Here is a 26,123-nt window from a genome sequence, read left to right as displayed (position 1 = left end):
ACGCTACCGTGAAAGGGACCACAGCCACCGCTGAACGCAAACAACAGCCGCCGGGCAATGTCACCCCCGTTAGTGGCAAAGCGGCTTTCGCGCGCCCAGCCCTGATCACCGCCGCCCTAGGTGTGCTGGTAGCCGCCGCACTGGTGTGGGTTGCCCTACCGGGGCCTTCGCAACAGGCTTGGCGCTGGCAGTTAGCAAGTGCACTGGGCGCCTCGCAAGCCGCCAGCCTGCGCCAGGGCATGCAGCAAATCAGCGCAGACACCCAAGCACAGGCGGCAGACCCGGCCCTGCTCGCCAGCCTGCAAAGCAGCGACAGCGCGCGGCTGCGCAATGCCGAAGGGGCGCTGCACTACCGCGACGGCCTGGTCGATGCCCACCTCACCGTGGCCGGCCACGGCACCCCGGACGACAGCCGCCCCGCCCCGATCAGCTACGCGACCCTCGACCAACTGCGCCAGGCCGAAGCCGGCGCGCCGGTGCCGCTGGAAGCACGCCAAGTCGGTGAGCGCTGGCTGCTGTACAGCGTGGCGGCGGTGCGCACCAGTGATAACCGGGTGGCGGGCACCCTGCTTATGGCCTACGACCTGCAGCGCTTACAACGCAGCCTGCCGCCCTTGCCCGCTGGGGGCGGCCAGGTGCGCCTGCAACAGCAATTCCCTGGCACGGCGCCCACGGTGTTGCTGCAGGCCGGCGACAGCCCCGCCGGCCCAACCACCGAATACGACCTGGGCAACCCCAACTGGAAGCTGCAATTTACCGCCGGCAGTGCGTTCGTCGCGCCGCTGCCCTGGCTGTCGATCCTGTTAATGCTGGTGGCGGCTGGCGTAGCCTTGGTCGCCTTCTGGGCGGCGCTGAGCATGGCCCTGCAGGGGCTGCGCGGGCTGCTGCGCGAAGATGCGGAGCATTTAGCTCAACTGATCGAAGAACTATCGGCCGGGAAAACCATCAAAGCGTTCAGCCTGCGCCTTGCGGAGCTGAACGAGTTGGCCCTGGGCCTTGCCCGTTTTTCCGTTCGCGAAAGCGACGGCGAGTCCGCCCCCCCGGCGGCGAATGAACCATCCGGCAACACCGGCAGCGATGCCACGGGCGCCCCGCCACCCGGTAGTGGAGCCAACCCGGCGTTTAAAGCGTCTGAAATCCTCGTCGTCGAGATTACCGACGGCGATCAGGACACCTTGCGAATGGAGTACCCCCCCGCCATGAATAGCATCGCACAAGTCGCACCCTCGCTTCCCGCCAGCATTTTCCGCGCCTACGATATCCGCGGCATCGTTGGCGATACACTGACCGCCGAAACCGCTTACTGGATCGGCCGGGCAATCGGCTCGCAAAGCATCGCCCAGGGCGAGCGGCATGTATCCGTTGGCCGTGACGGCCGCCTGTCGGGCCCAGAGCTGGTCGCCCAATTGATCCAGGGTGTCGCCGACAGCGGCTGCGACGTCAGTGACGTCGGCATGGTGCCCACCGGGGCACTGTACTACGCCGCCAACGTGCTCAAGGGCAAATCGGGGGTGATGCTCACCGGCAGCCACAACCCGTCGAACTACAACGGCTTCAAGATCATCATCGCGGGCGACACCCTGGCCAATGAACAGATCCAGGAACTGTATCGCCGCATCACGGAAAATGACCTGAGCAGCGGCAAGGGTACGATTGAGAAGGTCGATATCCTCACGCAGTACTATGACCGCATCAAGAACGACATTCCCCTGGCGCGTAAGCTCAAGGTGGTGGTCGACTGTGGTAACGGTGTGGGCGGTGTGATTGCGCCGAGACTGATCGAAGCGCTGGGTTGCGAAGTGATCCCGCTGTTCTGCGATGTCGATGGCAACTTCCCCAACCACCACCCTGACCCGGGCAAGCTGGAAAACCTCGAAGACCTCATTAAAACAGTCAAAGCAGAAGGCGCAGACTTGGGCCTGGCCTTCGATGGCGACGCCGACCGCGTTGGTGTGGTGACCAATAAGGGCAATGTGGTGTTCCCCGACCGCCTGCTGATGTTGCTGGCCAAGGACGTGATCTCGCGCAACCCCGGTGCCGATATCATTTTCGACGTCAAATGCAGCCGCCGCCTGGCACCGTTGATCAGCGGCTGGGGTGGCCGCCCGGTCATGTGGAAAACCGGCCACTCGCTGATCAAGAAGAAAATCAGGGAAAGCGGCGCATTGCTGGCCGGCGAGATGAGCGGGCACATCTTTTTCAAGGAACGCTGGTACGGTTTCGATGACGGCGTTTACGCGGCCGCGCGCGTGCTGGAAATCCTCAGCCGCGAAGAAGGCGACGCCGAGGACCTGTTCGCCACCTTCCCCAACGATGTTTCTACTCCGGAAATCAACATTCAAGTGACCGAGGAGAGTAAATTCGCCATCATTGAGGCGCTGCAAAACGACGCACAGTGGGGCAAGGCCAACCTGATCACCATCGACGGTGTGCGGGTCGACTATCCAAAGGGTTGGGGCCTGGTTCGCGCCTCGAATACCACCCCGGTGCTGGTGCTGCGTTTTGAAGCCGACGACGAAGCCGAGCTGGAGCGGATCAAGCAAGTGTTCCGCAGCCAGCTCAAGGCAGTGTCGCCGGATATTCAAATCCCGTTCTAAAACCTGCCCCAGGAGCCCTGCATGACCCTCGATCGCGCTGCCGCCGCCAACGTTGCCAAGGTATTGTCTGAAGCGCTGCCGTATATTCGGCGCTTCGTCGGTAAAACGCTGGTGATCAAGTACGGCGGCAACGCCATGGAGAGCGAGGAACTGAAAATCGGCTTCGCCCGCGACGTAGTGCTGATGAAAGCGGTGGGCATCAACCCGGTGGTCGTGCATGGCGGCGGGCCGCAGATCGGCGACCTGCTCAAGCGCCTGGACATCGAAAGCCGCTTCATCGACGGTATGCGCGTGACTGATGCGAAAACCATGGATGTGGTCGAAATGGTATTGGGTGGCCAGGTAAACAAGAGCATCGTTACCCTGATCAACCGCCACGGCGGCAGCGCTATCGGCCTGACCGGCAAGGACGCCGAGCTGATCCGCGCACGCAAGCTGACCGTCACCCGCCAAACGCCGGAGATGACCAAACCGGAAATCATCGACATCGGCCATGTGGGCGAAGTCAGTGGGGTGAATACCGACCTGCTGAATATGCTGGTCAAAGGCGACTTCATCCCGGTGATCGCGCCCATCGGTGTGGGGCCGGAAGGGGAGTCTTACAACATCAATGCCGACCTGGTGGCGGGCAAGGTGGCCGAAGCGCTCAAAGCCGAAAAGCTGCTGCTGCTCACCAACATCGCCGGCTTGATGGGCAAGGATGGCCAGGTGCTTACGGGCCTGACCACCGAACAGGTCAACGAACTGATTGCCGATGGCACCATCTATGGCGGCATGCTGCCGAAGATCCGCTGTGCACTGGAAGCCGTGCAAGGCGGCGTGAACAGCTCGCACATCATCGACGGCCGGGTGCCTAACGCCGTATTGCTTGAAATTTTCACCGACAGCGGGGTTGGCACGCTAATCACCAACCGCAAACGCTCCGCCCCTGCCTGACCGTGTTGCGCGGCGGGCAACCGCCGCGCACCCCCCGTGTCATTGCCCAAGCAGGGTTTGCAGCCGCGCGCGCTGCTGGTCGTACTGCGCCGCCAGCCCTTGCTTGCTCTGCCGAAGTTCATCGATTTGCTGGGAAACGTCCGCCTGCTGCCTGCGCACATCGTCGATTTGCTGCACCAGCGTAGGCGGCACCGGCTGGCCGTTGCGTTCGATATCGGCGGCCTGGCCCTGCAGGAAGTCTTGCTGCTGCTTGAGCACCAATAAGTTGTTATTGGCCAGGCCCACCTGGGTATCGAACTCGGCCAGGCGCCTGGCCTTTTCGCGGTCCAGGTCGGCCAACGAAGAATAGCGCTGGAGTAGATCGTGGTCTGTTTGGGCCTGCGCCTGTTGCGCCTGCCGCTGTTTGATTTCGTCGGCACTGGGGGCTGGTGGCACGGTTTGGATCACCCGCCCCTGCGGGTTGAGCACCTGGTAGCCCTTGGAGATGTACTCTGGTGGCACACCCTGGGTGTCTAGCACCGTCACCCCGCGGTTATCCACATAGCGATAAAGGCGAACGCTCGGAGCATCCTCCGCTGCCGCCGCGCCCGCCATTGGCACGGCTGCGACGCATAGCAGCAGGGCCCAGCCGGCCGAACGCAAGCGCATGTTAGATACCGTACTGCGCGCGATACGCTTCGACCGCCGGCAGGTGTTGCTTGAGTTGCGCGTCGCCAGCCAGGTATTCAAGCACCTGGTCCAGCGAGACGATGCTCACCACGCCGATGCCATAGTCACGCTCGACTTCCTGGATGGCCGACAGTTCGCCCTTGCCCCGCTCCTGGCGATTCAGCGCGATCACCACACCGGCAGCCCGGGCGTTTTGCGCGGCGATGATCTGCATCACTTCACGAATGGCGGTACCCGCGGTGATCACATCGTCGATGATCAGCACCTCGCCTGCCAGCGCAGCACCCACCAGGCTACCGCCTTCGCCGTGATCCTTGGCCTCCTTGCGGTTGAAGCACCAAGGCACGTCGCGCTGGTACTGCTCGGCCAGCGCCACGGCCGCCGTGCACGCCAATGGAATACCTTTGTAAGCCGGGCCGAACAACACGTCGAAGGCCAAGCCGCCTTCGACGATCGCCGCGGCGTAATATTTACCCAACTGCGCCAGCGCCGTACCCGTATCGAACAAGCCGGCATTGAAGAAGTAGGGGCTGGTCCGGCCAGACTTCAGGGTGAACTCCCCGAAGCGCAGGACGCCCCGCTCGATGGCAAAACGAATGAAGTCGCGCTGATAGGCGTGCATTTAAAAGTCCCGGATACCACGGATTTAGCTAATTAAGTTGAGCTCGGGTATCATACACGCACGAGATTTATGGGGCCATTTATGCGGATCATCAGTGTGAACGTTAATGGGATTCAGGCGGCGGTCGAGCGGGGTCTGCTCAGTTGGCTGCAAGCCCAGAATGCCGACGTCATCTGCCTGCAGGATACCCGCGCCTCCGCCTTCGAACTGGACGATTCAGCCTACCAGCTGGACGGCTATTTCCTGTACGCCGCAGACGCCGAAGTGCCCGCCCAAGGCGGCGTGGCGCTTTATTCACGGTTGCAGCCGAAGGCGATCATCAACGGGCTGGGTTTTGAAACCTGTGACCGTTTCGGGCGCTACCTGCAAGCCGATTTCGACAAAGTCAGTATTGCCACCCTGCTGTTCCCTTCCGGGCGCGGCGGCGACGAAGAACTCAACCAGAAATTCAAGTTGATGGATGACTTCGCCCGCTACCTCGATAAACAGCGGCGCAAGCGGCGCGAATATATCTATTGCGGTTCACTGTATGTGGCGCAGCAGAAGCTCGACGTGAAGAACTGGCGCGACAGCCAGCAGTCTCCCGGCTTCCTCGCTCCGGAACGGGCCTGGATGGACGAAATCGTCGGCAACATGGGCTATGTGGATGCGCTGCGCGAAGTAAGCCGCGAGGGCGAGCAGTACAGCTGGTGGCCCGACAGCGAGCAAGCCGAAATGCTCAACCTTGGCTGGCGCTTCGATTACCAGTTGCTGACCCCGGGGCTGCGCCGCTTCGTGCGCAGCGCACGGTTGCCCCGGCAACCGCGCTTCAGCCAGCACGCGCCGTTCATCGTCGATTACGACTGGACGTTGACGATCTAACGCCCAAGGGCCGACCGCCAGGCGTACACCGAAAACCCCAAGCCACTTTGCAGCTTGGGGTTTTCGGCTTGCCCTTATTCCTCCAACGCGGCCTTCTGCAATTCGAACAGCTCGAGCATGCCTTTTTGCGCCAAGGCCAGCATGGCATTGAGCTCTACCGGCTGGAAGGGCGCGCCTTCGGCGGTGCCTTGAACTTCGATGAAGCCACCGGTGCCGGTCATCACCACATTCAGGTCGGTTTCGGCGGCGGAGTCTTCGAGGTAGTCCAGGTCCAGCACTGGCTCGCCCTGGTAGATGCCCACGGACACCGCCGCGATCATCTGCTTGAGCGGGTCGCCGGCCTTCAGGCCGCCGCGCTTCTTCACCACCTTGAGCGCATCGATGAGCGCCACCATGGCACCGGTGATGGACGCGGTACGGGTGCCACCGTCGGCCTGGATCACGTCGCAGTCGACATAGAGGGTGATATCGCCAAGCTTGGTCATATCCAGCGCGGCACGCAGCGAGCGGCCGATCAGGCGCTGGATCTCCAAGGTCCGGCCGCCCTGCTTGCCGCGGCTGGCCTCGCGCTGGCTGCGCTCGCCAGTGGCGCGTGGCAGCATGCCGTATTCGGCGGTTAACCAGCCCTGGCCCTGGCCCTTGAGAAAGCGCGGCACGCCGTTCTCGACGCTGACGGTGCACACCACCTTGGTGTCGCCGAACTCCACCAGCACGGACCCTTCGGCGTGCTTGGTGTAGTGGCGGGTGATGCGAATCGGGCGGAGTTGATCGGCGGCGCGGCCGCTGGGACGTTTCATCGGGATACCTGTACTGGCTGAAAACTGGCCCACATTATAGAGCCGCCTTGGCGAGCGGGCACGGCCTAATTACCCACCGCTGGCGAGATAGCGGGTGCAGCAGCGTTTGGGCAGGTTGGCTGCCTGCGCTACACTGACCGCCTCGAACGGTGCTTCGAACGATTCGAAGCGCCCCACGCACCCCGGGAGACCCACGTTATGATTCGCAGCATGACCGCCTTCGCCAGGGCTGAGCGGGCGGGCAGCGACGGCACCCTGAACTGGGAGCTCAGGTCGGTCAACCACCGCTATCTCGAACCTCATCTTCGCCTGGCTGACGCCTTGCGCGACCTCGAAGGCGCTGTGCGCGACGCTCTGCGCCAGCAATTGTCGCGCGGCAAGGTCGAGTGCACGCTGCGCTTTAGCGAAGCGAACGGCAGCAAGGCATTGCACATCGATGCCAGCCGTGCCGCTCAAGTGGTGGCCGCGGCAGAGTCGGTCGCCAGCCTGATCAACCAGCCCGCCCGGATCAACCCGCTCGATGTACTGAATTGGCCAGGCGTGCTGGCCAGCAATGGCCCGGACACCCAAACCTTGAATGCGCAGGCCCTTGCGCTGTTCCAAGAGGCGCTCGACGAACTCACGGCAGACCGTGAGCGCGAAGGCACTGAGTTGGCGCGGCTGATCGGCGAACGGCTGGACGCGCTGGCAGCCGAGGTCGATGCATTGCGGGCGCTGGTGCCGCAAATGCTGGCGCTGCAACGGCAAAGAATCCTCGATCGCTTTGCCGAACTCAAACTGGAGGCCGACCCGCAGCGGTTAGAGCAAGAGTTGGTGTTGCTGGCCCAGAAGAGCGACGTGGCCGAAGAGCTTGACCGCCTGGCCACCCATGCCGCGGAGGTAAAGCGGGTATTGAAGGCCGGCGGCGCGGCCGGGCGGCGCCTCGATTTCCTGATGCAGGAACTCAACCGCGAAGCCAATACCCTCGGCTCGAAGGCATTCGATCCCCGCAGTACGCAAGCCGCGGTCAACCTCAAAGTGCTGATCGAACAAATGCGCGAACAAGTCCAGAATATTGAGTAAGGTTCAAACACCCATGGCCCACAGTAACGGCACCCTCTATATCGTCTCGGCACCGTCCGGGGCTGGCAAAACCAGCCTGGTCAAGGCATTGATCGACGCGCAGCCGAACATCCGCGTCTCGGTGTCGCATACCACCCGGGCGATACGCCCCGGCGAGGTCGACGGCGTGAATTACCACTTCGTTGAACGCGGCACCTTCCTCAACATGGTCGGGCATGGTGACTTCCTTGAACATGCCGAAGTGTTCGGCAACCTCTATGGCACCTCGCTCAGCACGCTGGAGCAAACCCTCAAGAGCGGCTTCGACCTGATCCTCGAAATCGACTGGCAAGGCGGTGAGCAAGTGCGCCGGCGTATTCCCGGCACACGTTCGATCTTTATCCTGCCGCCCAGCCAGCAGGCCCTGCGCCAACGGCTGACCAACCGTGGCCAGGACAGCGACGACATCATCGAAGCGCGCATGCGCGAGGCGGTCAGCGAAATGCGCCACCACGTCGAATACGATTACCTGGTGATCAACGATGACTTCGCCGTAGCCTTGGAAGACCTCAAAGCGATCTTCCGCGCCAACCGGTTGCAGCATGCCCAGCAGGCAGAACGGCATCGCCAACTGCTGCAGGCACTGCTGTAACCCCTGCGCACATCGCAGGCTACATCGGGCCCGAAGACGCGCCATGGCGTGACCACGGGCCCGCCATCGGCCGCCCCCAAAGGCTGTTTACCTCACTGCCACTTCCCTTAATGCTGCGGTTTTCTTAAACTACACAGTCCGCTCGCCCGCCCTGGGCGCTGCCCACCGTATTTGTAACGAGGAAGACCATGGCCCGCGTGACCGTTGAAGACTGCCTGGAACATGTCGATAACCGCTTCGAGCTGGTCATGCTCGCGACCAAGCGCTCTCGCCAACTCGCTACCGGCGGCAAAGAGCCCAAGGTCGGTTGGGAAAACGACAAGCCCACGGTTGTCGCCCTGCGAGAAATCGCCGCTGGCCTGGTGGATTACGATGTGATCGCCGAGGCGGAAATCGTCGATGAAGAACCCCTGTTCACCGCATTCGAGGATGAGTCCAGCGAGGCTCTCTGAGCATATGCCCCGTCGACCGCAACCGGCCGCGGCACGGCCTGTGCAGGAGCATTGATCTTGCCCAGCATTGACGTGCTCGCCGATCGTTTGTCGACCTACCTTGGCAAGGACCAGGTCAACCTGGTCCGCCGGGCTTACTATTACGCCGAGCAAGCCCACGACGGGCAGCGCCGCCGCAGCGGCGAGCCGTACGTCACCCACCCGCTGGCGGTGGCCAATATTCTGGCCGACATGCACATGGACCATCAAAGCCTGATGGCAGCCATGCTCCACGACGTAATCGAAGACACCGGTATCGCCAAGGACGCACTCAGCGCCCAGTTTGGCGAAACCGTGGCCGAACTGGTCGACGGGGTCAGCAAACTGACCCAAATGAATTTCGAAACCAAGGCCGAGGCCCAGGCGGAAAACTTCCAGAAAATGGCCATGGCCATGGCCCGCGATATCCGCGTGATCCTGGTCAAGCTTGCCGACCGCCTGCACAACATGCGCACCCTGGAAGTGCTGTCTAGCGAGAAACGCCGGCGCATCGCCAAGGAAACCCTGGAGATATACGCCCCCATCGCCAACCGGCTGGGCATGCACAACGTGCGCGTGGAGTTCGAAGACCTGGGCTTCAGGGCCATGTACCCGATGCGCTCGGAGCGCATCTTCCAAGCGGTCAAGCGGGCCCGGGGCAACCGCAAGGAAATCGTCGTCAAGATCGAGCAATCGCTCAAGCATTGCCTGGCGGTCGATGGCATCGAGGGTGACGTCAGCGGGCGGCAGAAACACCTTTACGGCATCTATAAAAAAATGCGCGGCAAGCACCGGGCGTTCAACGAGATCATGGACGTATACGCCTTCCGCATCGTTGTCGACAAAGTCGACACCTGCTACCGGGTGCTCGGCGCTGTGCATAACCTTTACAAGCCCCTGCCAGGGCGCTTCAAAGACTACATCGCCATCCCCAAGGCGAACGGCTACCAATCGCTGCATACCACGCTGTTCGGTATGCATGGGGTGCCGATCGAAATTCAGATTCGTACCCGCGAAATGGAAGAAATGGCCAACAACGGCATCGCTGCCCATTGGCTGTACAAATCCGGGGAGAACGAGAAGCCCCGGGGCAGCCATGCGCGAGCGCGGCAATGGGTCAAGGGCATCCTGGAGCTGCAGCAGCGGGCCGGCAACTCGCTGGAATTCATCGAAAGCGTGAAAATTGACCTTTTCCCCGATGAAGTCTACGTGTTTACCCCCAAAGGCCGCATCATGGAGCTTCCCAAAGGCTCCACCGCCGTGGATTTCGCCTATGCGGTGCACACCGATGTCGGCAACAGTTGCATCGCCTGCCGCATCAACCGCCGCCTGGCACCGCTTTCCGAACCGTTGCAAAGCGGTTCTACGGTAGAAATCGTCAGCGCGCCGGGGGCCAGGCCCAATCCGGCCTGGTTGAACTTCGTGGTCACCGGCAAGGCCCGCACCCATATTCGCCATGCCCTGAAACTGCAACGGCGGTCCGAATCGATCAGCTTGGGGGAGCGGTTGCTCAACAAGGTACTCAACGGTTTCGACAGCTCGCTGGAAAGAATCTCGGCCGAGCAGGTGCAGGCGGTGCTGGGCGAGTACAAGGTCGAAGTGGTCGAAGACCTGCTCGAAGACATCGGCCTGGGCAACCGCATGGCCTATGTGGTAGCGCGGCGCCTGTTGGCCAGCGACAACGAGCAATTGCCTAGCCCCGAGGGGCCGCTGGCGATCCGCGGCACCGAAGGTTTGGTGCTGAACTACGCCAAGTGCTGCACGCCGATTCCTGGCGACCCCATTGTCGGCCACCTCTCGGCCGGCAAAGGTATGGTGGTGCACTTGGAAAGCTGCAAGAACATCAGCGAAATCCGCCATAACCCGGAAAAATGCATCCAATTATCCTGGGCCAAGGACGTGACTGGCGAATTCAATGTCGAGTTGCGCGTGGAGCTGGAGCATCAACGCGGCTTGATCGCGTTGCTGGCCAGTAGCGTAAACGCAGCCGATGGCAACATCGAGAAAATCAGCATGGACGAGCGCGATGGGCGCATCAGCATCGTCCACCTGGTAGTCAGTGTTCATGACCGTATTCACTTGGCCCGTGTGATCAAGAAACTGCGGGCGCTCACGGGGGTTGTACGTATCACTCGCATGCGTGCCTGACCCGCGTTTCCGATTCCCTTCAAGGAGTTCCACATGACCAAGTCCGTGATCCAAAGCGACAAGGCTCCGGCCGCGATCGGCACCTACTCCCAGGCCATCAAGGCGGGCAACACCGTGTATATGTCTGGGCAGATCCCGCTCGACCCAGCCACCATGGAGTTGGTGGAGGGCTTCGAAGCCCAGGCGGTACAGGTGTTCGAGAACCTTAAGGCCGTGGCCGAAGCCGCCGGCGGCTCGCTCGGCGACGTGGCCAAGCTGAATATCTTCCTCACCGACCTTTCCCACTTCGCCACCGTGAACGAAGTCATGGGCCGTTACTTTGAACAGCCCTACCCCGCCCGCGCCGCGATTGGCGTTGCCGCATTGCCAAAAGGCGCACAAGTCGAAATGGACGCTATTCTGGTCATCGACTGACTTACCTGCAGGGCGCCTTGGCGCCCTGTGCTCACCTTCAGAAGCGCAAGGACCGTTCCCATGCGTTATTCGCTGCCCGCACTCGCCCTGCTGAGCGTGCTCAGCGGTTGCGCCAGCCATGCCAGCCGCGACCCTGGCGGCACCTGGATCAACCAGCAAGCCATCGATGACGCCGTTAAAAGCGGCAACCTGCGTAAGGCGTTACTGGCCGACGGCCCCAACCTTGAGTGGAAAATCGACAGCAAAACCAACGAAGCCACCTTCAGCAATGGCTTTGAGCTCGGTGAGGGTACCCTCGCGCCGGGCGCTGGCAACGGCCAATGGCAGGTGGATATCTATGGCAGTGGCAAGGAAACCCTCACCCTCAAGGATGGGGAGCTGATCCAAGCCGCCAACGACGGCGGCCCCGAGCAAACCTTCAGCCGGGCCAGCCCGCCACCGGATGCCAATGCGCCACCCGGCGCGGCCTTCGAGTACCAGTTGTACAGCGCCTTCATGGGCGGCCCCTGGAAGATCGTCGACGGCCAGGGCACCGGCACGACAGTCACGTTCCAGCCCGACGGCCGCGTCGAGGGCCTGCCCGGGCTCGATCGCTATGCGCTGTGCCTGGGGGGCGACTGCGCTGCGATGAGCGGCGAAAACGACAGCCTGTGGCTAGAGCGGGACAAACTCGGCAATGCGTACATCTTCCGCCGCGATGGCGCGCGCTTGGAAATCCTCGAGGCCGTCAACAGCGCTGGCGCCGACGAAATGCCGAACCTGCAACCTGGGGCACGGCGCTGGCTGCTCGAACATTAGCGTAGTGTGCCGCCACCCTCGCCAAGCAGGGCGGCATAACCTTCACGGTAGCTAGGGTAACGCGGCAGCCAGCCACTGGCCCTGGCCAGGGCGTTGCTGCAGCGCTTGCTGCCGGTGCGCCGCACGAACGCCCCCGGCTGCAGGTGAGTGACGCCCAGCCGCTGGCGCAACCAGCCGAAAACCTCGGCCAGGGCCGCCGGCGCATCATCGACCCCGAGATAACACGGGGCCAGCCCATGGCCGGCCTGGTCGGCCAACAACAGGTGGCACAACAGCCCGGCTGCGTCGTCGGCGTGAATGCGGTTGGCATACAGCGCAGGTTCCAGGGCCACTTGGTAACCCTCGCGCACTTGCCGCAACAATCGTTCGCGCCCTGGGCCATAGATACCTGCAAGGCGCACCCGCGTAGCAGGGTGGCCGCTGGCGTGAGCAAGCGCTTCGGCCTGCAACATCACCCGCCCGGCAAAGCCTGCCGGGGCCGTGATGGCTTGTTCGTTCACCCACTCGCCCGCCGCCTGGCCATACACACTGGTGCTGGAAACGAACAGCAAACGTTTTGGGCGCTGGCTGTGCAGCCCTAGCCAGGCCAGCACATGCTGCAAGCCTTGTACGTAGGCAGCTTGGTAGCCCGCCTCGTCATGGCGGTCGGCGGCCACGCAGTACACCAGGTAATCCAGCGCGCCCACCGGCCAAGCTGGCGGGCAGCCGGGCTCGGCCAGGTCGCCACCGACCGGGTGTACCCCGGGGGGCAAGCGCGCCGCCTGCCTACGTAGGCCGTGAACGGCCCAACCTTGCGAAACCAGCAGCGCCGCCAAGCGCCCACCGACATCGCCGCACCCTACCAGCATCGCTGTGGCCAACACGTTCTCCTTATACCCAGCGCCCTGTCGATACCGTTAAAGGCCCCAACGGTACAAAAAAAGCTTCGCAACAACTTCTGTTAACAAGAATTACTTGCAATAATACCCGCCCATTTGTCCCGGCAACTGTGCCACGCAAGGACAGCCACACCTCATTTTTTCGCTATCGGGTCCGGCCAGCATGACAAACCTCCGCTCCTTTGCATCGCCCAATCAGCCTACGGGCCAATTGCGTGCCTGGGGGGCCACCGCAGCGCTGCTGCTGGGCCTTGCCATCACCCCCGTTACCTTTGCCGACGAAACCCACCCACCTGCCGTGGCGCCCGCTGCCAGTACCCCAGCGGCCAGCAGCCCGGCGCCCGGTGCAACCGCGATGCCGGCGGGCGAGCAAGCGGCCGAAGGTAGCGAAACCGACGATGGCGCGGTGAGCAACCAAGTCCCGCCGCTGGCTGAAGATACCACGCTGGGCATGGGCCACGACCTGTCGCCCTGGGGCATGTACCAGAATGCGGACATCGTCGTCAAAGTGGTGATGATCGGCCTGGCGCTGGCGTCGATCATCACCTGGACGATCTGGGTGGCCAAGGGGCTGGAGCTGCTGGGCGCCAAACGCCGCCTGCGCCGCGAAATCGCCCTGCTGAAAAAGGCCACCAACCTCAACGCCGCCAGCGAAACGGCCAGCAAGCAAGGCACGCTGGCGCACCTGCTGGTGCACGACGCCATGGAAGAAATGCACCTGTCGGCCAATGCCCGTGAACGAGAAGGCATCAAGGAACGGGTGAGTTTTCGCCTGGAACGGTTGGTCGCCGCCTGTGGCCGCAGCATGAGCGCCGGCACCGGCGTATTGGCCACCATTGGTTCCACCGCGCCATTCGTAGGCCTGTTCGGTACCGTGTGGGGCATCATGAATAGCTTCATCGGCATCGCCAAAACACAAACCACCAACTTGGCCGTGGTTGCGCCCGGTATCGCCGAAGCCCTGCTGGCCACCGCCATCGGCCTGGTCGCAGCCATTCCGGCCGTGGTGATCTACAACGTCTTCGCCCGCTCCATCACCGGCTACAAGGCCATGGTTTCCGACGCCAGCGCCCAAGTGCTGCTGCTGGTCAGCCGAGATCTCGACCACCAGCCGGGTGAGCGTAACGCCCAGCCGCACATGGTGAAGGTGGGTTGAGCCATGGGCCTGCATCTTAACGAGGGTGCCGGCGACGAGCTGGCAGAGAACCACGAAATCAACGTCACGCCATTCATCGACGTGATGCTGGTGCTGTTGATCATCTTCATGGTGGCGGCACCGTTGGCCACGGTGGACATCAAAGTCGACCTCCCGGCGTCTACCGCCAAACCGGTGGCGCGCCCGGAAAAACCAGTGTTCCTGAGTGTGAAAACCGATAAAAGCCTATACGTGGGCGACGAGGCGGTTAAAAAGGAACAGCTTGGCCAGTTCCTCGACACCAAGACCAAAGGCAAGAAGGACACCACGATTTTCTTCCAGGCTGATAAAGGCGTGGATTATGGCGACCTGATGGAGGTAATGAACATGCTGCGCGCCGCCGGCTACCTCAAGGTCGGCCTGGTAGGCCTTGAGGCGGTCGGCAAAAAATGAACCCAACCGGCAAGCAGGTTTACCGCTATGCAGGCGGGTTGGCCGTGGTGCTGGGGGTTCACGCGGCGGTGATCATCATCGCGTTGAACTGGCCTGGGCCCAAGCCTATAGAAATGCCGCCGGCGGCAATGGTCGTGGAACTGCCGCCGTTGCCCGAACCCCCAGCGCCGCCACCGCCCCCACAAGTGGCGCAGCAGCAACCGCCGGCCCCGGTCGAAGAGCCGCCGCTGCCCAAGCTGGCCGAAGCCCCGACACCGAAGATCGCGGTGCCCAAGCCGGTGAAGCCGAAGGCCAAGCCGCAACCCAAACCCATGGAGAAAAAACCGGACCCGCCCAAAGAGGTGCCCGAGCAGGCGGCTAAAACCGAACCGACCGAATCGGAGAAAGCCGCCGCACCCAAACCCGCGCCGCAACAACCGGCCGCGCCGCCGTCCAACAGCGAAGCCAAGCGCACCTGGCAGAGCGACCTGCTGCAACACCTGGCCAAGTACAAGGAATACCCGCGCATGGCACGTATGCGCCGCAACGAAGGCACGGTGGTGCTCGAGTTCACCCTCGACAGCGACGGCAAGTTGCTGGAGGTGGCGGTGGCCATGAGCTCTGGCAGCAGCCTGCTCGATGAGGCGGCCGTCAAGCAGGTGCGCAAGGCGGCGCCCATGCCCAAGCCGCCCGCCGAGTTACTCAGTGGCGGTACGGTCAAACTGAAGGCACCGTTCAACTTCAACCTCACCGACCCACGCTGATTGTTTTTTGTCACGATTGCGCGTGGCTGATAACGTGCGCCTATTGAAGGCACCGGCTATGCTGGGGCCGCCACTTCATGGACGCACGTTATGACCCTCACAGAATTGCGCTATATCGTCACGCTCGCCCAAGAGCAGCACTTTGGCCATGCCGCTGAACGTTGCCATGTGAGCCAGCCCACGCTTTCGGTCGGGGTAAAAAAGCTCGAAGACGAACTGGGCGTGCTGATTTTCGAGCGCAGCAAAAGTGCCGTGCGCCTGACCCCTGTGGGCGAAAGCATCGTGGCCCAGGCCCAGAAGGTGCTGGAGCAAGCCCAGGGCATTCGCGAACTCGCCCAGGCCGGCAAAAACCAACTGACCGCACCGCTGAAGGTAGGCGCCATCTACACCGTAGGCCCGTATCTGTTCCCGCACCTGATCCCGCAACTGCACCGGGTGGCGCCGCAGATGCCTCTGTACATCGAAGAGAACTTCACCCACATCCTGCGCGACAAACTGCGCAACGGTGAGTTGGACGCGATCATCATCGCCCTGCCGTTCAACGAGGCCGACGTGCTCACCTTGCCGCTGTACGACGAACCGTTCCTGGTGCTGATGCCCAGCGACCACCCCTGGACCCAAAAAGACGTCATCGACCCGGCCCTGCTCAACGACAAAAGCCTGTTGCTGCTCGGCGAGGGCCACTGCTTCCGCGACCAGGTGCTTGAGGCCTGCCCCACGCTGAACAAGGGCTCGGAAGCCGCGCGCCACACCACGGTGGAATCCAGTTCGCTCGAAACCATTCGGCATATGGTGGCTTCCGGGCTGGGGGTGTCGGTGTTGCCGCTGTCGGCGGTGCACAGCCACCATTACGCACCGGGTGTGATCGAGGTCCGCCCAATGGCAGCCCCGGCCCCGTATCGCACCGTGGCCATCGCTTGGCGCGCCAGCTTCCCGCGGCCCAAGGCCATCGAGATTCTCGCGGACTCGATCCGCCTGTGTTCGGTGGCCAAGAGCCCTAGCAGCCCGGCCAAAGTCGCCGTATGACCGAGCTTGCCAGCGTACCGGTCACGGTGCTCAAGGGCGTCGGCGAGGCGATGGCGGAAAAACTTGCCCGGGTGGGCCTGGAAACCCTGCAAGACCTACTGTTCCACCTGCCACTGCGTTACCAGGACCGCACCCGTATCGTGCCCATCGGCCAACTGCGCCCCGGGCAGGATGCCGTGGTGGAGGGCACCGTGAGCGGTGCCGATGTGGTGATGGGCAGGCGCCGCAGCCTGGTGGTGCGGCTTAACGATGGCAGCGGCGCGCTGAGTTTGCGCTTTTACCACTTCAGCAACGCCCAGAAAGACGCCCTCAAGCGCGGCACGTTGTTGCGCTGCTATGGGGAGGTGCGCCCAGGTGCCTCGGGGCTGGAGATCTACCACCCTGAATATCGCGCCGTCAGCGGCGACGAACCGCCCCCGGTGGAGCAAACCCTCACCCCGATTTACCCGCTGACCGAAGGCCTGACCCAGCAGCGCCTGCGCCAACTGTGCCAGCAGAGCTTGGCCCTGCTTGGCCCTAGCAGCCTGCCAGACTGGCTGCCCGACGAGTTGGCGCGCGATTATCGGCTGGCCCCGTTGGCCGATGCCATACGCTACCTGCACAACCCTCCGGCCGATGCAGACCTCGAAGAACTCGCCCTCGGGCACCATTGGGCGCAACATCGGCTAGCCTTCGAAGAGCTGCTCACCCACCAACTGTCACAACAGAAGCTGCGCGAAAGCCTGCGCGCCTTGCGCGCGCCAGCGCTGCCCAGGCCGCGCACCCTGCCCGCGCGCTACTTGGGCAACCTGGGCTTTCAGCCCACCGGCGCGCAACAGCGCGTGGCGGCCGAGATCGCCTATGACCTGGCCCAGCCGTCGCCGATGCTGCGCTTGATACAGGGCGATGTGGGCGCAGGCAAAACCGTGGTCGCGGCCCTGGCGGCCTTGCAAGCACTGGAAGCCGGTTACCAGGTGGCGCTGATGGCCCCCACCGAGATCCTCGCCGAGCAGCACTTCATGACCTTCCAGCGCTGGCTCGAGCCCTTGGGCATCGAAGTCGCCTGGCTGGCCGGCAAGCTCAAGGGCAAAGCCCGCGCCACGGCCTTGGAACGCATCGCCCAGGGCGCGCCCATGGTGGTGGGTACCCATGCGCTGTTTCAAGGTGAAGTACGCTTCAGCCGGTTGGCGCTGGCAATCATCGACGAGCAGCACCGCTTCGGTGTGCAGCAACGCTTGGCGTTGCGCCAGAAGGGCGTAGAAGGCCGGCTGAGCCCCCACCAGTTGATCATGACCGCCACGCCAATCCCGCGCACCCTGGCCATGAGCGCCTATGCCGACCTCGACACCTCGATCCTTGACGAACTGCCGCCGGGCCGCACCCCGGTCAATACCGTGCTGGTGGCCGACAGCCGCCGCGTGGAAGTGATCGAGCGCGTACGCGCGGCCTGCGCCGAGGGTCGCCAGGCCTATTGGGTGTGCACGCTGATCGAAGAGTCCGAAGAGCTGACCTGCCAGGCCGCACAAAGCACCTTCGATGACCTCGGCGCGGCGCTGGGCGAGTTACGCGTTGGGCTGATCCATGGGCGGATGAAAGCCACCGAAAAAGCCGAGGTGATGGCGCAGTTCAAGGCCGGCGAGCTACAACTGCTGGTGGCCACCACTGTGATTGAAGTGGGCGTGGATGTGCCCAACGCCAGTTTGATGATCATCGAAAACCCGGAACGGCTGGGCCTGGCGCAGTTGCATCAATTACGCGGCCGGGTTGGCCGCGGGCGCGCGGCGAGCCATTGCGTGCTGATGTATCACCCGCCCCTGTCGCAGATCGGCCGCGAGCGGCTAGGTATCATGCGCGAAACCAACGACGGCTTCGTGATCGCCGAAAAAGACCTGGAGCTGCGCGGGCCCGGCGAAATGCTCGGAACGCGGCAAACGGGCCTGCTACAGTTCAAGGTGGCCGACTTGATGCGCGACGCCGACCTGCTACCTTCAGTGCGTGATGCGGCGCAGGCCCTGCTGGCCCGCTGGCCCGGCCATGTAAGCCCACTGATGCACCGCTGGCTGCGGCACGGCCAGCAATACGGCCAGGTTTGATACGGCCAGCCCGCCCAAAACCTAACGGCAAAGCGACCGCCCAAGTGAATCGGGCGGGTATAGGGGTATACTGATGGCGTTCTTGTATGGGGTTGGATACAGCAAATGACTGAAGTTGCCCTGGAAACAGCAATACCGCATGCCCCGCTGGTTGTGCAGCAGCATCTGGACAAGCTAGGCGTCACCTGGCGCGAAGTGGTCGACGGTCCCGCAATCGACCCGGGGCACAAGGCACAGGCCGTACTACTGGGCGATGCGGTCGGCACCCTCATGGTGCTGCTGACCCAAGACCAACTATTGGACCTGAACCGTATCGCCGAATTAACCGGGCGCACCCTTACCGCCGTGCCCAGCGACCGCCTGCGGCGCATGCTCGACCCTCACCAGCTCACGGAGCTGCCCGCGTTGCCCTCGTTGATTGCCGCGCCATACCTTTACGATGAGCGGCTGCTCGACCAACCGACCCTGCTCATTGCCTCGGGTACGCCCAAGGTAATGCTTGAGATCGCCAGCGAGCAGTTTCGCAAAACCTTGGGTAACGGCAGCGCCGCCCGCTTCGGCGAATCGATGAAAATGGCCCGGCTGAGCCACGAACGCCTTCCGGCCTCACCCGCCGAAGTCCGCCAGCAAGTGCAGGCTTTTACCGCCCGGCGCATACAGCAGCGCCTGGAGTCGACCATTGAAATCCCGCCACTGGCTAAAACCGCGCAAGAGATCATCAAGCTGCGGGTGAACCCAAACGCCTCGGTAGACGACATCACCGGCCTGGTCGAAACCGACCCGGCATTGGCCGCGCAGGTAGTCAGTTGGGCCGCATCGCCCTACTACGCATCGCCCGGCAAGGTGCGTTCAGTCGAAGATGCGATCGTTCGAGTATTGGGCTTCGACTTGGTGATCAACCTGGCCTTGGGCCTAGCCTTGGGCAAGACCCTTAGCCTGCCCAAGGACAACCCGCAACACGCGACCCCCTATTGGCACCAGTCGATCTATACCGCTGCGGTGATCGAAGGGCTGACGCGCGCCATCCCGCGTGCAACGCGCCCCGAGGCCGGGCTAACCTACCTGGGCGGCCTGCTGCACAACTTCGGCTACCTGTTGCTGGCCCACGTGTTCCCACCCCACTTCTCGCTGGTATGCCGCCACCTCGAAGTGAACCCGCACCTGCACCACAGTTATGTGGAACAGCACCTGCTGGGCATCAGCCGCGAGCAGATCGGCGCCTGGTTGATGGGCTACTGGGACATGCCCGAAGAACTGGCCACCGCGCTGCGCTTTCAGAACGACCCGCTGTACGACGGCAAGGATGCCATCTACGCTAACCTTGTGTTCTTGGCGGTGAACCTGCTGCGCGAGCGGGGTATTGGCGTAGAGCCCGCGCAGGGGATTCCGCAGGCACTGTTCGATCGCGTTGGGCTCACCCGCGAGAAGGCCGACGAGGTAGTGGCCAAGGTACTCGATGCGGAAAAACTCCTACGTGAACTGGCCAACCAGTTTGGTTGATCAACGCAGCAGCAAGGCATAACCCAGCGCCATCAGGCCCCAGGCCGCCAGCGGGTGGAACAGCACCCGCCAGGCCACGGCGCGGGGCACGAAGCCCACGCCATGCACGAACCCCGCTGCCACACCCCACATCACCAGCATCAGCAGGTTATGGCTGTATCGCCCTTGCTCATCGAGCATGGCCGCAGGGTGCACCAGCAACACCAGCGCCATGGGCGCCGCCAGCAGCAGCGACAGCAGGCGCCCGGCGGCCTGCCAGCGCCGCGGCCGTTGCAGCTCAGCGGCGCTCATGGCCACCCTCGTCGAGGCTACCCGAGGCTTCCAGCCACAGCGCATTGATGATACCGAAGCTGCAGGCCAGCAACACACCGAGGATCCAGGCGAAATACCACATGTTTGGAACTCCTTTGTTCAGTACAAGCCGTGGGGGTTGCCGTGGATATGGGCGGGCGTGACCTTGCCCCACATCTTCGCGTAGCACCACAGGGTGTAAACCAAAATGAGCGGCACGAAGATCCCGGCCGCGAACGTCATAATGACCAACGTGGTGCGGCTGGACACCGCGTCCCACAGTGTCAGGCTCGAGGCCGGGTCGAGGCTCGATGGCATCACGAACGGGAACAGCGCGAAGCCCGCGGTACAGATCACCCCGGCAATGGCCAGGCTACTGCCGAGAAACGCTGTTTTCGCCTTGCCCAACGATGCGCCGAGCAGCGCCAGCACCCCGCCGAGCAGGCCAACCACCGGGGCCAATGCGGTAAGCGGGTATGTTTGGTAGTTGCCCATCCAGCCCGGGTTGGCCAGGCCCACGGTTTTATCCAGTGGGTTGAGGGCAACGCCCGCATCGAAGGCGCTGGTGAGCACCATGCCCTGAATACTGCCCACTTTGAGCCAGGCACCGGCCCCGGCGAAGGCCACCAGCAACAGCAAAGCCAGTACCTGGGCGCTGCGCCGCGAGCGCTGGGCGATGGCGCCCTCAGTGCGCATCATCAGCCAGGTTGCACCGTGCAAGGCGAGCATGCTCAGGCTCACCAGGCCGGCAAGCAGCCCGAAGGGGCTGAGCAACTGCCAGAAGTTGCCGTGGTAGCTGGCGCGCAGGGTGTCGTCGAACTGAAACGGCACGCCCAACAGCAGGTTGCCGAAGGCGACCCCGAACACCAGTGATGGCACCAACGCGCCGATGCACAGCGCCCAGTCCCAGCTTTGCCGCCAGCGAGGGTCAGCCAGCTTGCTGCGGTAATCGAAGCCTACCGGGCGCACGAACAAGGCGAACAGCACCAGCAGCAGCGCCCAGTAAAAGCCCGAGAAAGCCGCCGAATACACCAGCGGCCATGCGGCGAACAAGGCGCCGCCGGCGGTGATGAACCACACTTGGTTGCCATCCCAATGCGGTGCAATGGTGTTGATCACTACCCGCCGCTCGTTGTCGTCACGGCCCACCACCGGCATCAACAAGGCCGCGCCGAGGTCGAAGCCGTCAGTTAGGGCGAAACCGATCAGCAGCACGCCGACCAGCACCCACCAGATCACTTTGAGCGTTTCATAATCCAACATGCTGGTACTCCTCAGGCCACGGCCGCAGCCACGGGGGCGGGTGTGGCCGGGTGTTGTTCGAAGTGGTAGCGACCGGTATGCAGGCTGCTCGGCCCTGAACGGGCGAATTTGATCATCAGGTACATTTCGATCACCAGCAGCACGGTGTAAAAGGCCACCAGCGCCAGCAGCGAACCCAATACGTCGCTGCTGGCCAGGCTTGAGGCAGACAAGTGGGTAGGCAGCACTTCACCGATCGACCAAGGCTGGCGACCGTGCTCGGCCACCCACCAACCGGTTTGGGTCGCCACCCAAGGCAGCGGAAGGCTGAACAGTGCCCATTTGAGCAGCCAGGGTTTTTTCCATTCGACCTTGCGTGCCGAGGCGTAGAAGGCGCAGGCAAACAGCAGCAGCATCAGCACACCGCTGAGCACCATCAGGCGGAAGGTCCAAAAGATCGACGACACATGAGGGATCGAATCCAGCGCCGCCTGCTTGACCTGTTGGTCGCTGGCGTCGCTGACGTTCGCGGTGTATTTCTTCAGCAACAGGCCATAGCCGAGATCTTTCTTCACCGCGTTGAAGGCCGCCACGGTTTGCTCGCCGTGGTCACCGCTGCGCAGTTTGCCGAGCAGTTCATAGGCCACCATGCCGTTACGGATGCGGCCTTCGTGTTCGGTAACCAGGTCTTTGATGCCGGTTACCTGTTTATCCACCGAGCGGGTGGCGATGATGCCCATCAGGTAGGGGATTTTCACCGCATAATCGGTGCGCTGTTGCTCTTGGTTGGGCAAGCCGAACAGGGTAAAGGCCGCTGGGGCCGGCTCGGTGTCCCACTCCGCCTCGATGGCAGCGAGCTTGGTTTTTTGCACATCGCCGATTTCATAACCGGATTCATCACCCAACACGATCACCGACAGGATCGAGGCCATGCCGAAAGCCGAGGCGATGGCGAACGAACGCCGCGCGAAGCCGATGTCGCGGCCCTTGAGCAGGTACCAACTGGAGATCGCCAACACGAAAACAGCGCCGGTCACGTAGCCGGCGGCCACGGTGTGCACGAACTTGACCTGGGCGACCGGGTTGAAGATCAGCGCGCTGAAGCTGGACAACTCCATGCGCATGGTCGTGAAGTTGAACTCTGCCCCCACCGGGTTCTGCATCCACCCGTTGGCGATCAGAATCCACAACGCCGACAAGTTCGAGCCCAGCGCCACCAGCCAGGTCACGGCCAAGTGTTGCGCCTTGGTCAGGCGCTCCCAACCGAAGAAGAACAAGCCGATGAAGGTGGATTCGAGAAAGAACGCCATCAGGCCCTCGATGGCCAGCGGTGCGCCAAAGATGTCGCCGACATAGTGGCTGTAATACGCCCAGTTGGTGCCGAACTGGAACTCCATGGTCAGGCCGGTGGTCACCCCCAGCGCGAAGTTGATACCGAACAACTTGCCCCAGAAGCGGGTCATGTCCTTGTACACCTGCTGGCCGGTCATCACATACACCGACTCCATGATCGCCAGCAGGAAGGTCATGCCCAGCGTCAGCGGCACGAATAGAAAGTGGTACAGCGCCGTCATGGCGAACTGTAACCGTGAAAGGTCCACGACCGATTCGGAGATCATTTTGGGGGGTTCTCAGGCGTTACGGAGGGGGTGGCGAGCAGGTGCTGGCTAACGACCGCGCTGTCGCTGACTGCCGCAGCCGGCGTGCTGAACCACAGGCATTTGATGCCGATGATCAACACCAACTTGAGCAGCAGGATCAGCGTGATTTCTTTGCCCAGAGGGGACTTGAGAAAAGCGAAATGCGCGGCCATTGTCAGACACTCGTGATTTGCAGGAATTTTCCCAACCCGCGGCGCGCGAGACTTGACCGGCATCAATATGTTCCAACGGCGTGCCGCGACAGGTTGTCACAGCCACCTGGCGGGGTGGCTCAGAAGTGCTCTGCATCATTTTGGCGGTGCCTTTTGCAGCCGGGCCGCATTACCCTCCCCGCCATAGCCCTACTGCGGGTTGTCACCCGCCTTGCCTGGCAACAACATTCATGCGTCAAATCGTGTGCGAACGTCAGCGACACCACGCTGGGGATTTTTTAAGCCCAGTACCGGACTAACCCTCATAGCCCCAGCGCCCAGGGAACGTATGAAGATCCTCGACCGCGTGTACCGCACGCTTAACCCCGAAGAAAACCCGGCCCTGCTAACCGCCTTCGCGCGCAGCGAACAGCAGTTGCCAACGTTATGGCTGTTGGGCAAAACCGGGGCGGGCAAGTCGTCGATGATCCGGGCGCTCACCGGCCTGGACCGAGTCGAGGTCGGTTCGGGGTTTCGCCCTTGCACCCTGACCTCGGCGCAATACGCCTACCCCACCGACACACCCGTACTGGCGTTCATGGACACCCGCGGCCTGGCCGAGGCCGACTATGATGCGGCGGCCGACATCGCCACCTGTGAGCATGCCAGCCATGCGCTGATCGTGGTGATGAAGGCCGAAGACCCGGAGCAGTCGCAGGTGCTTAAGGCGCTGCGGCAAATCAAACGCTCTGGGCGCATTCGCGAAGCCCTGCTGGTGCATTCGGGCATCTATCAGGTGCCTGACGAAGCGCAACGCCAGCGCTGCATCCGGCATAACCAGCAACAGGTCGAGGACATTTGGGGCCCGATGGAGAGCATTACCGTCGATTTCAACGGCCCCGACGGCCAGGCGGTGAACCTGCAGGCGCTCAAAGACAAACTGGGGCAGCGCCTGCCGATCATCACCGAGCTGTTTCAAGACCAGGGCCACAGCGATGCCGAAGAGCACAACTTCCAGCAGTTGAAGGGCCAGGTCATGTGGTACGCGGGAGCTGCCGGGGCCTGCGATGCATTACCGGCGGTGGGGCTGGTGGCGGTGCCCAGCGTACAACTGAAAATGCTGCACAGCCTGGCCAACCAGTATGGGCTGGATTACAGCCGCCGCTTGCTAACCGAATTCGCCGCCGCGATGGGGACCGGCTTTGGCGTGCAGTATGCCTCGCGCCTGGGCCTGCGGCAGTTGGCCAAGTTGGTTCCGGTGTGGGGCCAAACCGTTGGCAGCGCCGGGGCGGCGGTGGCCAGTTATTGCTTCACCTATGCGCTGGGGCGCGCGGCCTGCATGTACTTCTATCGGTTGAAGCGCGGCGAGCCGATCACCTCCCAGGAACTGCGCGGGCACTTTAAGCAGGCCCTTGAACACATCTTACCCGTCGCCCGCGATGAAAAGAGCCATTAGCGCGGTGGGCGTGATCGCCCGGCTCTCTGACCGCGCCATACCCTATGCGCTGCTCACGCTGTTGGTACCGGTGCTGGTATTGGCAGGCTTTGGGCTGTACAGCATTTTCCGCGACGGCCACCTGCTGGCGTTCATCGCGATCCTGCTGGTGTGCACGCTGCTGGCCAGCGCCGGCTTGCTGCTGGCCCGGCGCAGGCTGGCCCAAAGCATGGGCCCAGCCGTGGAGCATGCACTCCAAGCCAGCCCCAAAGTGCCCAGCTACTGGCGTGAACGGGATCGCGACATCCAGCGCGACAACCTGCCGGGCATTGCTGAATTGCTCAAGCAGCAGCCCGCCTGGCAGGCGTTACCGGCCCATGCCCTGGTAGTGATTCGCACCGTGGCCGCGCGCTACAACGCCAACGCGCGTAACGCCCACTGGGCGTTCACCGCGCCGGAGCTGCTGGCCATTACCGAACAGGTCAGCCGCCGCTACCGCAGCGTGATCAAAGCCCATGTGCCCGGGGTCGAGCATATTCGGCTATCGACGTTGATGGCGCTGAATGAGCAGGTCGAGCGTTACGGCCCACTGGCAATGAAGCTGTTCAACGGTTACCGCACCTTGCGGCTGTTTTCGCCCCAGGGGGTGCTCGCCGAGGTGCTGACGCAACTGCGCGGCGAAGTGTTCAGCGGCCTTTCCGACGAACTGCAGAACCGCTTGAAATACCTGTTGCTGCTGGAAGTACTGCGCGCGGCGATCGACCTCTATGGCGGGCACCTACGGGTAGACGACGACCAACTACAGCCGGCCAAGGCCACCGTGGAGGACCAGCAACGCAAAGCCCCCGCCCTGGACCCGGTACGCATCGGCTTGCTCGGGCAGGTGGGCGCGGGTAAGTCTTCGCTGGTCAATGCCCTGACCGCTGGCCTGCGCGCCGAAGTAAGCGCGTTACCTGCCACCGACGGCGTGACCGTGTATGAATGCAGCGTCGAAGGTGCCCCCGACCTGCGCCTGGTCGACTTACCTGGGCTGGACGGCAGCCAAAAGGTGCGGGAATTGCTCTTCGAACAGGTGCGCCAGTGCGACCTGGTGCTTTGGCTGCTCAAAGCCAACCAACCCGCCCGGGCACTGGACACGCAATTTCGCCAGCAGTTGGATGCCTGGTTCGCGCAGCCGAAGAACATTGACCATCAACCGCCAATACTGCTCGGGGTGCTCAACCAGGTAGACCGGCTAGTGCCCAGTGGCAGTTGGCCAGAGCATTTCGCCCTGGGTGATGGCAGCCAAGCGGCGAAAGCCGTCGCCGACGCATTGGCCTACAACCAGCAACTGTTGGGCATGGCCGAACTCGTTCCGCTGGCGCTACCCGGCGGCCGGGTGCCGTTCAACCTCGATGGCCTGCGCAGCCGCCTGCAGGAGCAATACGCCCAGGCAGTGAACGTGCAACTGAACCGCCGCCGCCGTGAAGCCGGAGACTTTTCGATCGGGCGGGAGATGGACCGCGTGCGCAACGCGGCGGTGGGGTTGTTCGGGCTGTTGAAATAACCCCG

26 protein-coding genes are annotated in these 26,123 nt (G+C 62.9%); 17 read left to right on the top strand and 9 right to left on the bottom strand.

Annotated features, from left to right (window positions below):
- The first annotated feature begins 1,199 nt into the window (after positions 1-1,199).
- Together HAQ05_RS28450 and argB are read left to right on the top strand one after the other, a co-directional pair.
- Positions 1,200-2,597, top strand: coding sequence for a phosphomannomutase/phosphoglucomutase (locus HAQ05_RS28450; RefSeq protein WP_202988048.1), 1,398 nt, complete (start codon positions 1,200-1,202; stop codon positions 2,595-2,597).
- Between the two features lie 21 nt (positions 2,598-2,618).
- On the top strand, positions 2,619-3,533 hold the full coding sequence (gene argB, locus HAQ05_RS06920) for an acetylglutamate kinase (RefSeq protein WP_190418777.1): 915 nt from the start codon (positions 2,619-2,621) through the stop codon (positions 3,531-3,533).
- Positions 3,534-3,572: 39 nt separating this feature from the next.
- Here argB and HAQ05_RS06915 read toward each other — a convergent pair whose 3' ends face one another.
- Positions 3,573-4,127 (bottom strand): DUF4124 domain-containing protein, encoded by a 555-nt coding sequence (locus HAQ05_RS06915; protein WP_420825753.1) that lies wholly within the window; start codon positions 4,125-4,127, stop codon positions 3,573-3,575.
- Positions 4,128-4,182: 55 nt separating this feature from the next.
- Complete coding sequence (gene pyrE, locus HAQ05_RS06910; RefSeq protein WP_190418773.1) at positions 4,183-4,824, bottom strand: orotate phosphoribosyltransferase; 642 nt, start codon at positions 4,822-4,824, stop codon at positions 4,183-4,185.
- A gap of 81 nt (positions 4,825-4,905) precedes the next feature.
- Here pyrE and HAQ05_RS06905 point away from each other — a divergent pair, with 81 nt between their 5' ends.
- Entirely contained in the window at positions 4,906-5,685 is a 780-nt protein-coding gene (locus tag HAQ05_RS06905) for an exodeoxyribonuclease III (protein ID WP_190418771.1), read from the top strand.
- A 74-nt stretch (positions 5,686-5,759) separates the two neighbouring features.
- Here HAQ05_RS06905 and rph read toward each other — a convergent pair whose 3' ends face one another.
- The gene (gene rph, locus HAQ05_RS06900) at positions 5,760-6,482 is read right to left on the bottom strand and encodes a ribonuclease PH (protein ID WP_190418769.1); all 723 of its coding nucleotides are present in this window, start codon (positions 6,480-6,482) and stop codon (positions 5,760-5,762) included.
- A 198-nt stretch (positions 6,483-6,680) separates the two neighbouring features.
- Here rph and HAQ05_RS06895 point away from each other — a divergent pair, with 198 nt between their 5' ends.
- The 6 genes from HAQ05_RS06895 to HAQ05_RS06870 all read left to right on the top strand — a co-directional run bounded on the left by HAQ05_RS06895 (position 6,681) and on the right by HAQ05_RS06870 (position 12,005).
- Complete coding sequence (locus HAQ05_RS06895; protein WP_190418767.1) at positions 6,681-7,544, top strand: YicC/YloC family endoribonuclease; 864 nt, start codon at positions 6,681-6,683, stop codon at positions 7,542-7,544.
- Between the two features lie 13 nt (positions 7,545-7,557).
- Positions 7,558-8,175: a guanylate kinase gene (gmk, locus tag HAQ05_RS06890; protein ID WP_190418765.1), complete on the top strand. Its 618-nt coding sequence runs from the start codon at positions 7,558-7,560 to the stop codon at positions 8,173-8,175.
- A gap of 188 nt (positions 8,176-8,363) precedes the next feature.
- Positions 8,364-8,627: a DNA-directed RNA polymerase subunit omega gene (gene rpoZ / locus HAQ05_RS06885; RefSeq protein ID WP_190418763.1), complete on the top strand. Its 264-nt coding sequence runs from the start codon at positions 8,364-8,366 to the stop codon at positions 8,625-8,627.
- Between the two features lie 57 nt (positions 8,628-8,684).
- Positions 8,685-10,793 carry a bifunctional GTP diphosphokinase/guanosine-3',5'-bis pyrophosphate 3'-pyrophosphohydrolase gene (gene spoT, locus HAQ05_RS06880; RefSeq protein ID WP_190418761.1) on the top strand — a complete coding sequence of 703 codons (2,109 nt, stop codon included), beginning with the start codon at positions 8,685-8,687 and terminating at the stop codon, positions 10,791-10,793.
- Between the two features lie 33 nt (positions 10,794-10,826).
- Entirely contained in the window at positions 10,827-11,207 is a 381-nt protein-coding gene (locus HAQ05_RS06875) for a RidA family protein (RefSeq protein WP_190418759.1), read from the top strand.
- 60 nt (positions 11,208-11,267) lie between these two features.
- Complete coding sequence (locus HAQ05_RS06870) at positions 11,268-12,005, top strand: hypothetical protein (protein WP_190418757.1); 738 nt, start codon at positions 11,268-11,270, stop codon at positions 12,003-12,005.
- Here the strand turns inward: HAQ05_RS06870 and HAQ05_RS06865 are convergent.
- The gene (locus tag HAQ05_RS06865) at positions 12,002-12,853 is read right to left on the bottom strand and encodes an NAD-dependent epimerase/dehydratase family protein (protein ID WP_190419055.1); all 852 of its coding nucleotides are present in this window, start codon (positions 12,851-12,853) and stop codon (positions 12,002-12,004) included. The two genes, HAQ05_RS06870 and HAQ05_RS06865, sit on opposite strands and share 4 nt — an antisense overlap.
- Positions 12,854-13,046: 193 nt before the next feature.
- Between HAQ05_RS06865 and exbB the strand changes: the two genes are divergently transcribed.
- The 6 genes from exbB to HAQ05_RS06835 all read left to right on the top strand — a co-directional run bounded on the left by exbB (position 13,047) and on the right by HAQ05_RS06835 (position 19,812).
- Entirely contained in the window at positions 13,047-14,039 is a 993-nt protein-coding gene (exbB, locus tag HAQ05_RS06860) for a tonB-system energizer ExbB (protein ID WP_190418755.1), read from the top strand.
- Between the two features lie 3 nt (positions 14,040-14,042).
- Entirely contained in the window at positions 14,043-14,471 is a 429-nt protein-coding gene (gene exbD / locus HAQ05_RS06855) for a TonB system transport protein ExbD (protein WP_190418754.1), read from the top strand.
- Positions 14,468-15,214 carry an energy transducer TonB family protein gene (locus HAQ05_RS06850; RefSeq protein WP_190418752.1) on the top strand — a complete coding sequence of 249 codons (747 nt, stop codon included), beginning with the start codon at positions 14,468-14,470 and terminating at the stop codon, positions 15,212-15,214. The genes exbD and HAQ05_RS06850 overlap by 4 nt, the downstream gene beginning before the upstream one ends.
- A gap of 90 nt (positions 15,215-15,304) precedes the next feature.
- A complete protein-coding gene (locus tag HAQ05_RS06845) occupies positions 15,305-16,240 on the top strand; it encodes a hydrogen peroxide-inducible genes activator (protein ID WP_190418750.1) in 936 nt (311 codons plus the stop codon).
- A complete protein-coding gene (recG, locus tag HAQ05_RS06840) occupies positions 16,237-18,312 on the top strand; it encodes an ATP-dependent DNA helicase RecG (RefSeq protein ID WP_190418748.1) in 2,076 nt (691 codons plus the stop codon). Before HAQ05_RS06845 ends, recG begins: the two co-directional genes overlap by 4 nt.
- A gap of 105 nt (positions 18,313-18,417) precedes the next feature.
- The gene (locus HAQ05_RS06835) at positions 18,418-19,812 is read left to right on the top strand and encodes an HDOD domain-containing protein (protein WP_190418746.1); all 1,395 of its coding nucleotides are present in this window, start codon (positions 18,418-18,420) and stop codon (positions 19,810-19,812) included.
- Here HAQ05_RS06835 and HAQ05_RS06830 read toward each other — a convergent pair whose 3' ends face one another.
- Genes HAQ05_RS06830 through cydP form a run of 5 tightly spaced genes read right to left on the bottom strand, consistent with a single transcriptional unit; the run spans position 19,813 to position 23,221 of the window.
- A complete protein-coding gene (locus tag HAQ05_RS06830; protein WP_190418744.1) occupies positions 19,813-20,103 on the bottom strand; it encodes a cyd operon YbgE family protein in 291 nt (96 codons plus the stop codon). It lies immediately after the preceding gene.
- The gene (gene cydX / locus HAQ05_RS06825; RefSeq protein WP_190418742.1) at positions 20,090-20,206 is read right to left on the bottom strand and encodes a cytochrome bd-I oxidase subunit CydX; all 117 of its coding nucleotides are present in this window, start codon (positions 20,204-20,206) and stop codon (positions 20,090-20,092) included. Before cydX ends, HAQ05_RS06830 begins: the two co-directional genes overlap by 14 nt.
- Positions 20,207-20,223: 17 nt before the next feature.
- On the bottom strand, positions 20,224-21,366 hold the full coding sequence (gene cydB, locus HAQ05_RS06820; protein WP_190418740.1) for a cytochrome d ubiquinol oxidase subunit II: 1,143 nt from the start codon (positions 21,364-21,366) through the stop codon (positions 20,224-20,226).
- Between the two features lie 11 nt (positions 21,367-21,377).
- Positions 21,378-22,964 carry a cytochrome ubiquinol oxidase subunit I gene (locus HAQ05_RS06815; protein WP_190418738.1) on the bottom strand — a complete coding sequence of 529 codons (1,587 nt, stop codon included), beginning with the start codon at positions 22,962-22,964 and terminating at the stop codon, positions 21,378-21,380.
- Positions 22,961-23,221, bottom strand: coding sequence for a cytochrome oxidase putative small subunit CydP (gene cydP, locus HAQ05_RS06810; RefSeq protein WP_190418736.1), 261 nt, complete (start codon positions 23,219-23,221; stop codon positions 22,961-22,963). Before cydP ends, HAQ05_RS06815 begins: the two co-directional genes overlap by 4 nt.
- 265 nt (positions 23,222-23,486) lie before the next feature.
- Here cydP and HAQ05_RS06805 point away from each other — a divergent pair, with 265 nt between their 5' ends.
- Together HAQ05_RS06805 and HAQ05_RS06800 are read left to right on the top strand one after the other, a co-directional pair.
- Entirely contained in the window at positions 23,487-24,593 is a 1,107-nt protein-coding gene (locus HAQ05_RS06805; RefSeq protein ID WP_190418734.1) for a YcjF family protein, read from the top strand.
- Positions 24,577-26,118 (top strand): GTPase family protein, encoded by a 1,542-nt coding sequence (locus tag HAQ05_RS06800; RefSeq protein ID WP_190418726.1) that lies wholly within the window; start codon positions 24,577-24,579, stop codon positions 26,116-26,118. The genes HAQ05_RS06805 and HAQ05_RS06800 overlap by 17 nt, the downstream gene beginning before the upstream one ends.
- Positions 26,119-26,123 lie beyond the last annotated feature (5 nt).

Origin of the sequence: Pseudomonas typographi (assembly GCF_014694385.1) — a bacterium.
GTDB classification, from domain to species: domain Bacteria; phylum Pseudomonadota; class Gammaproteobacteria; order Pseudomonadales; family Pseudomonadaceae; genus Aquipseudomonas; species Aquipseudomonas typographi.
This window is presented reverse-complemented; position numbering and strand designations above follow the sequence as displayed.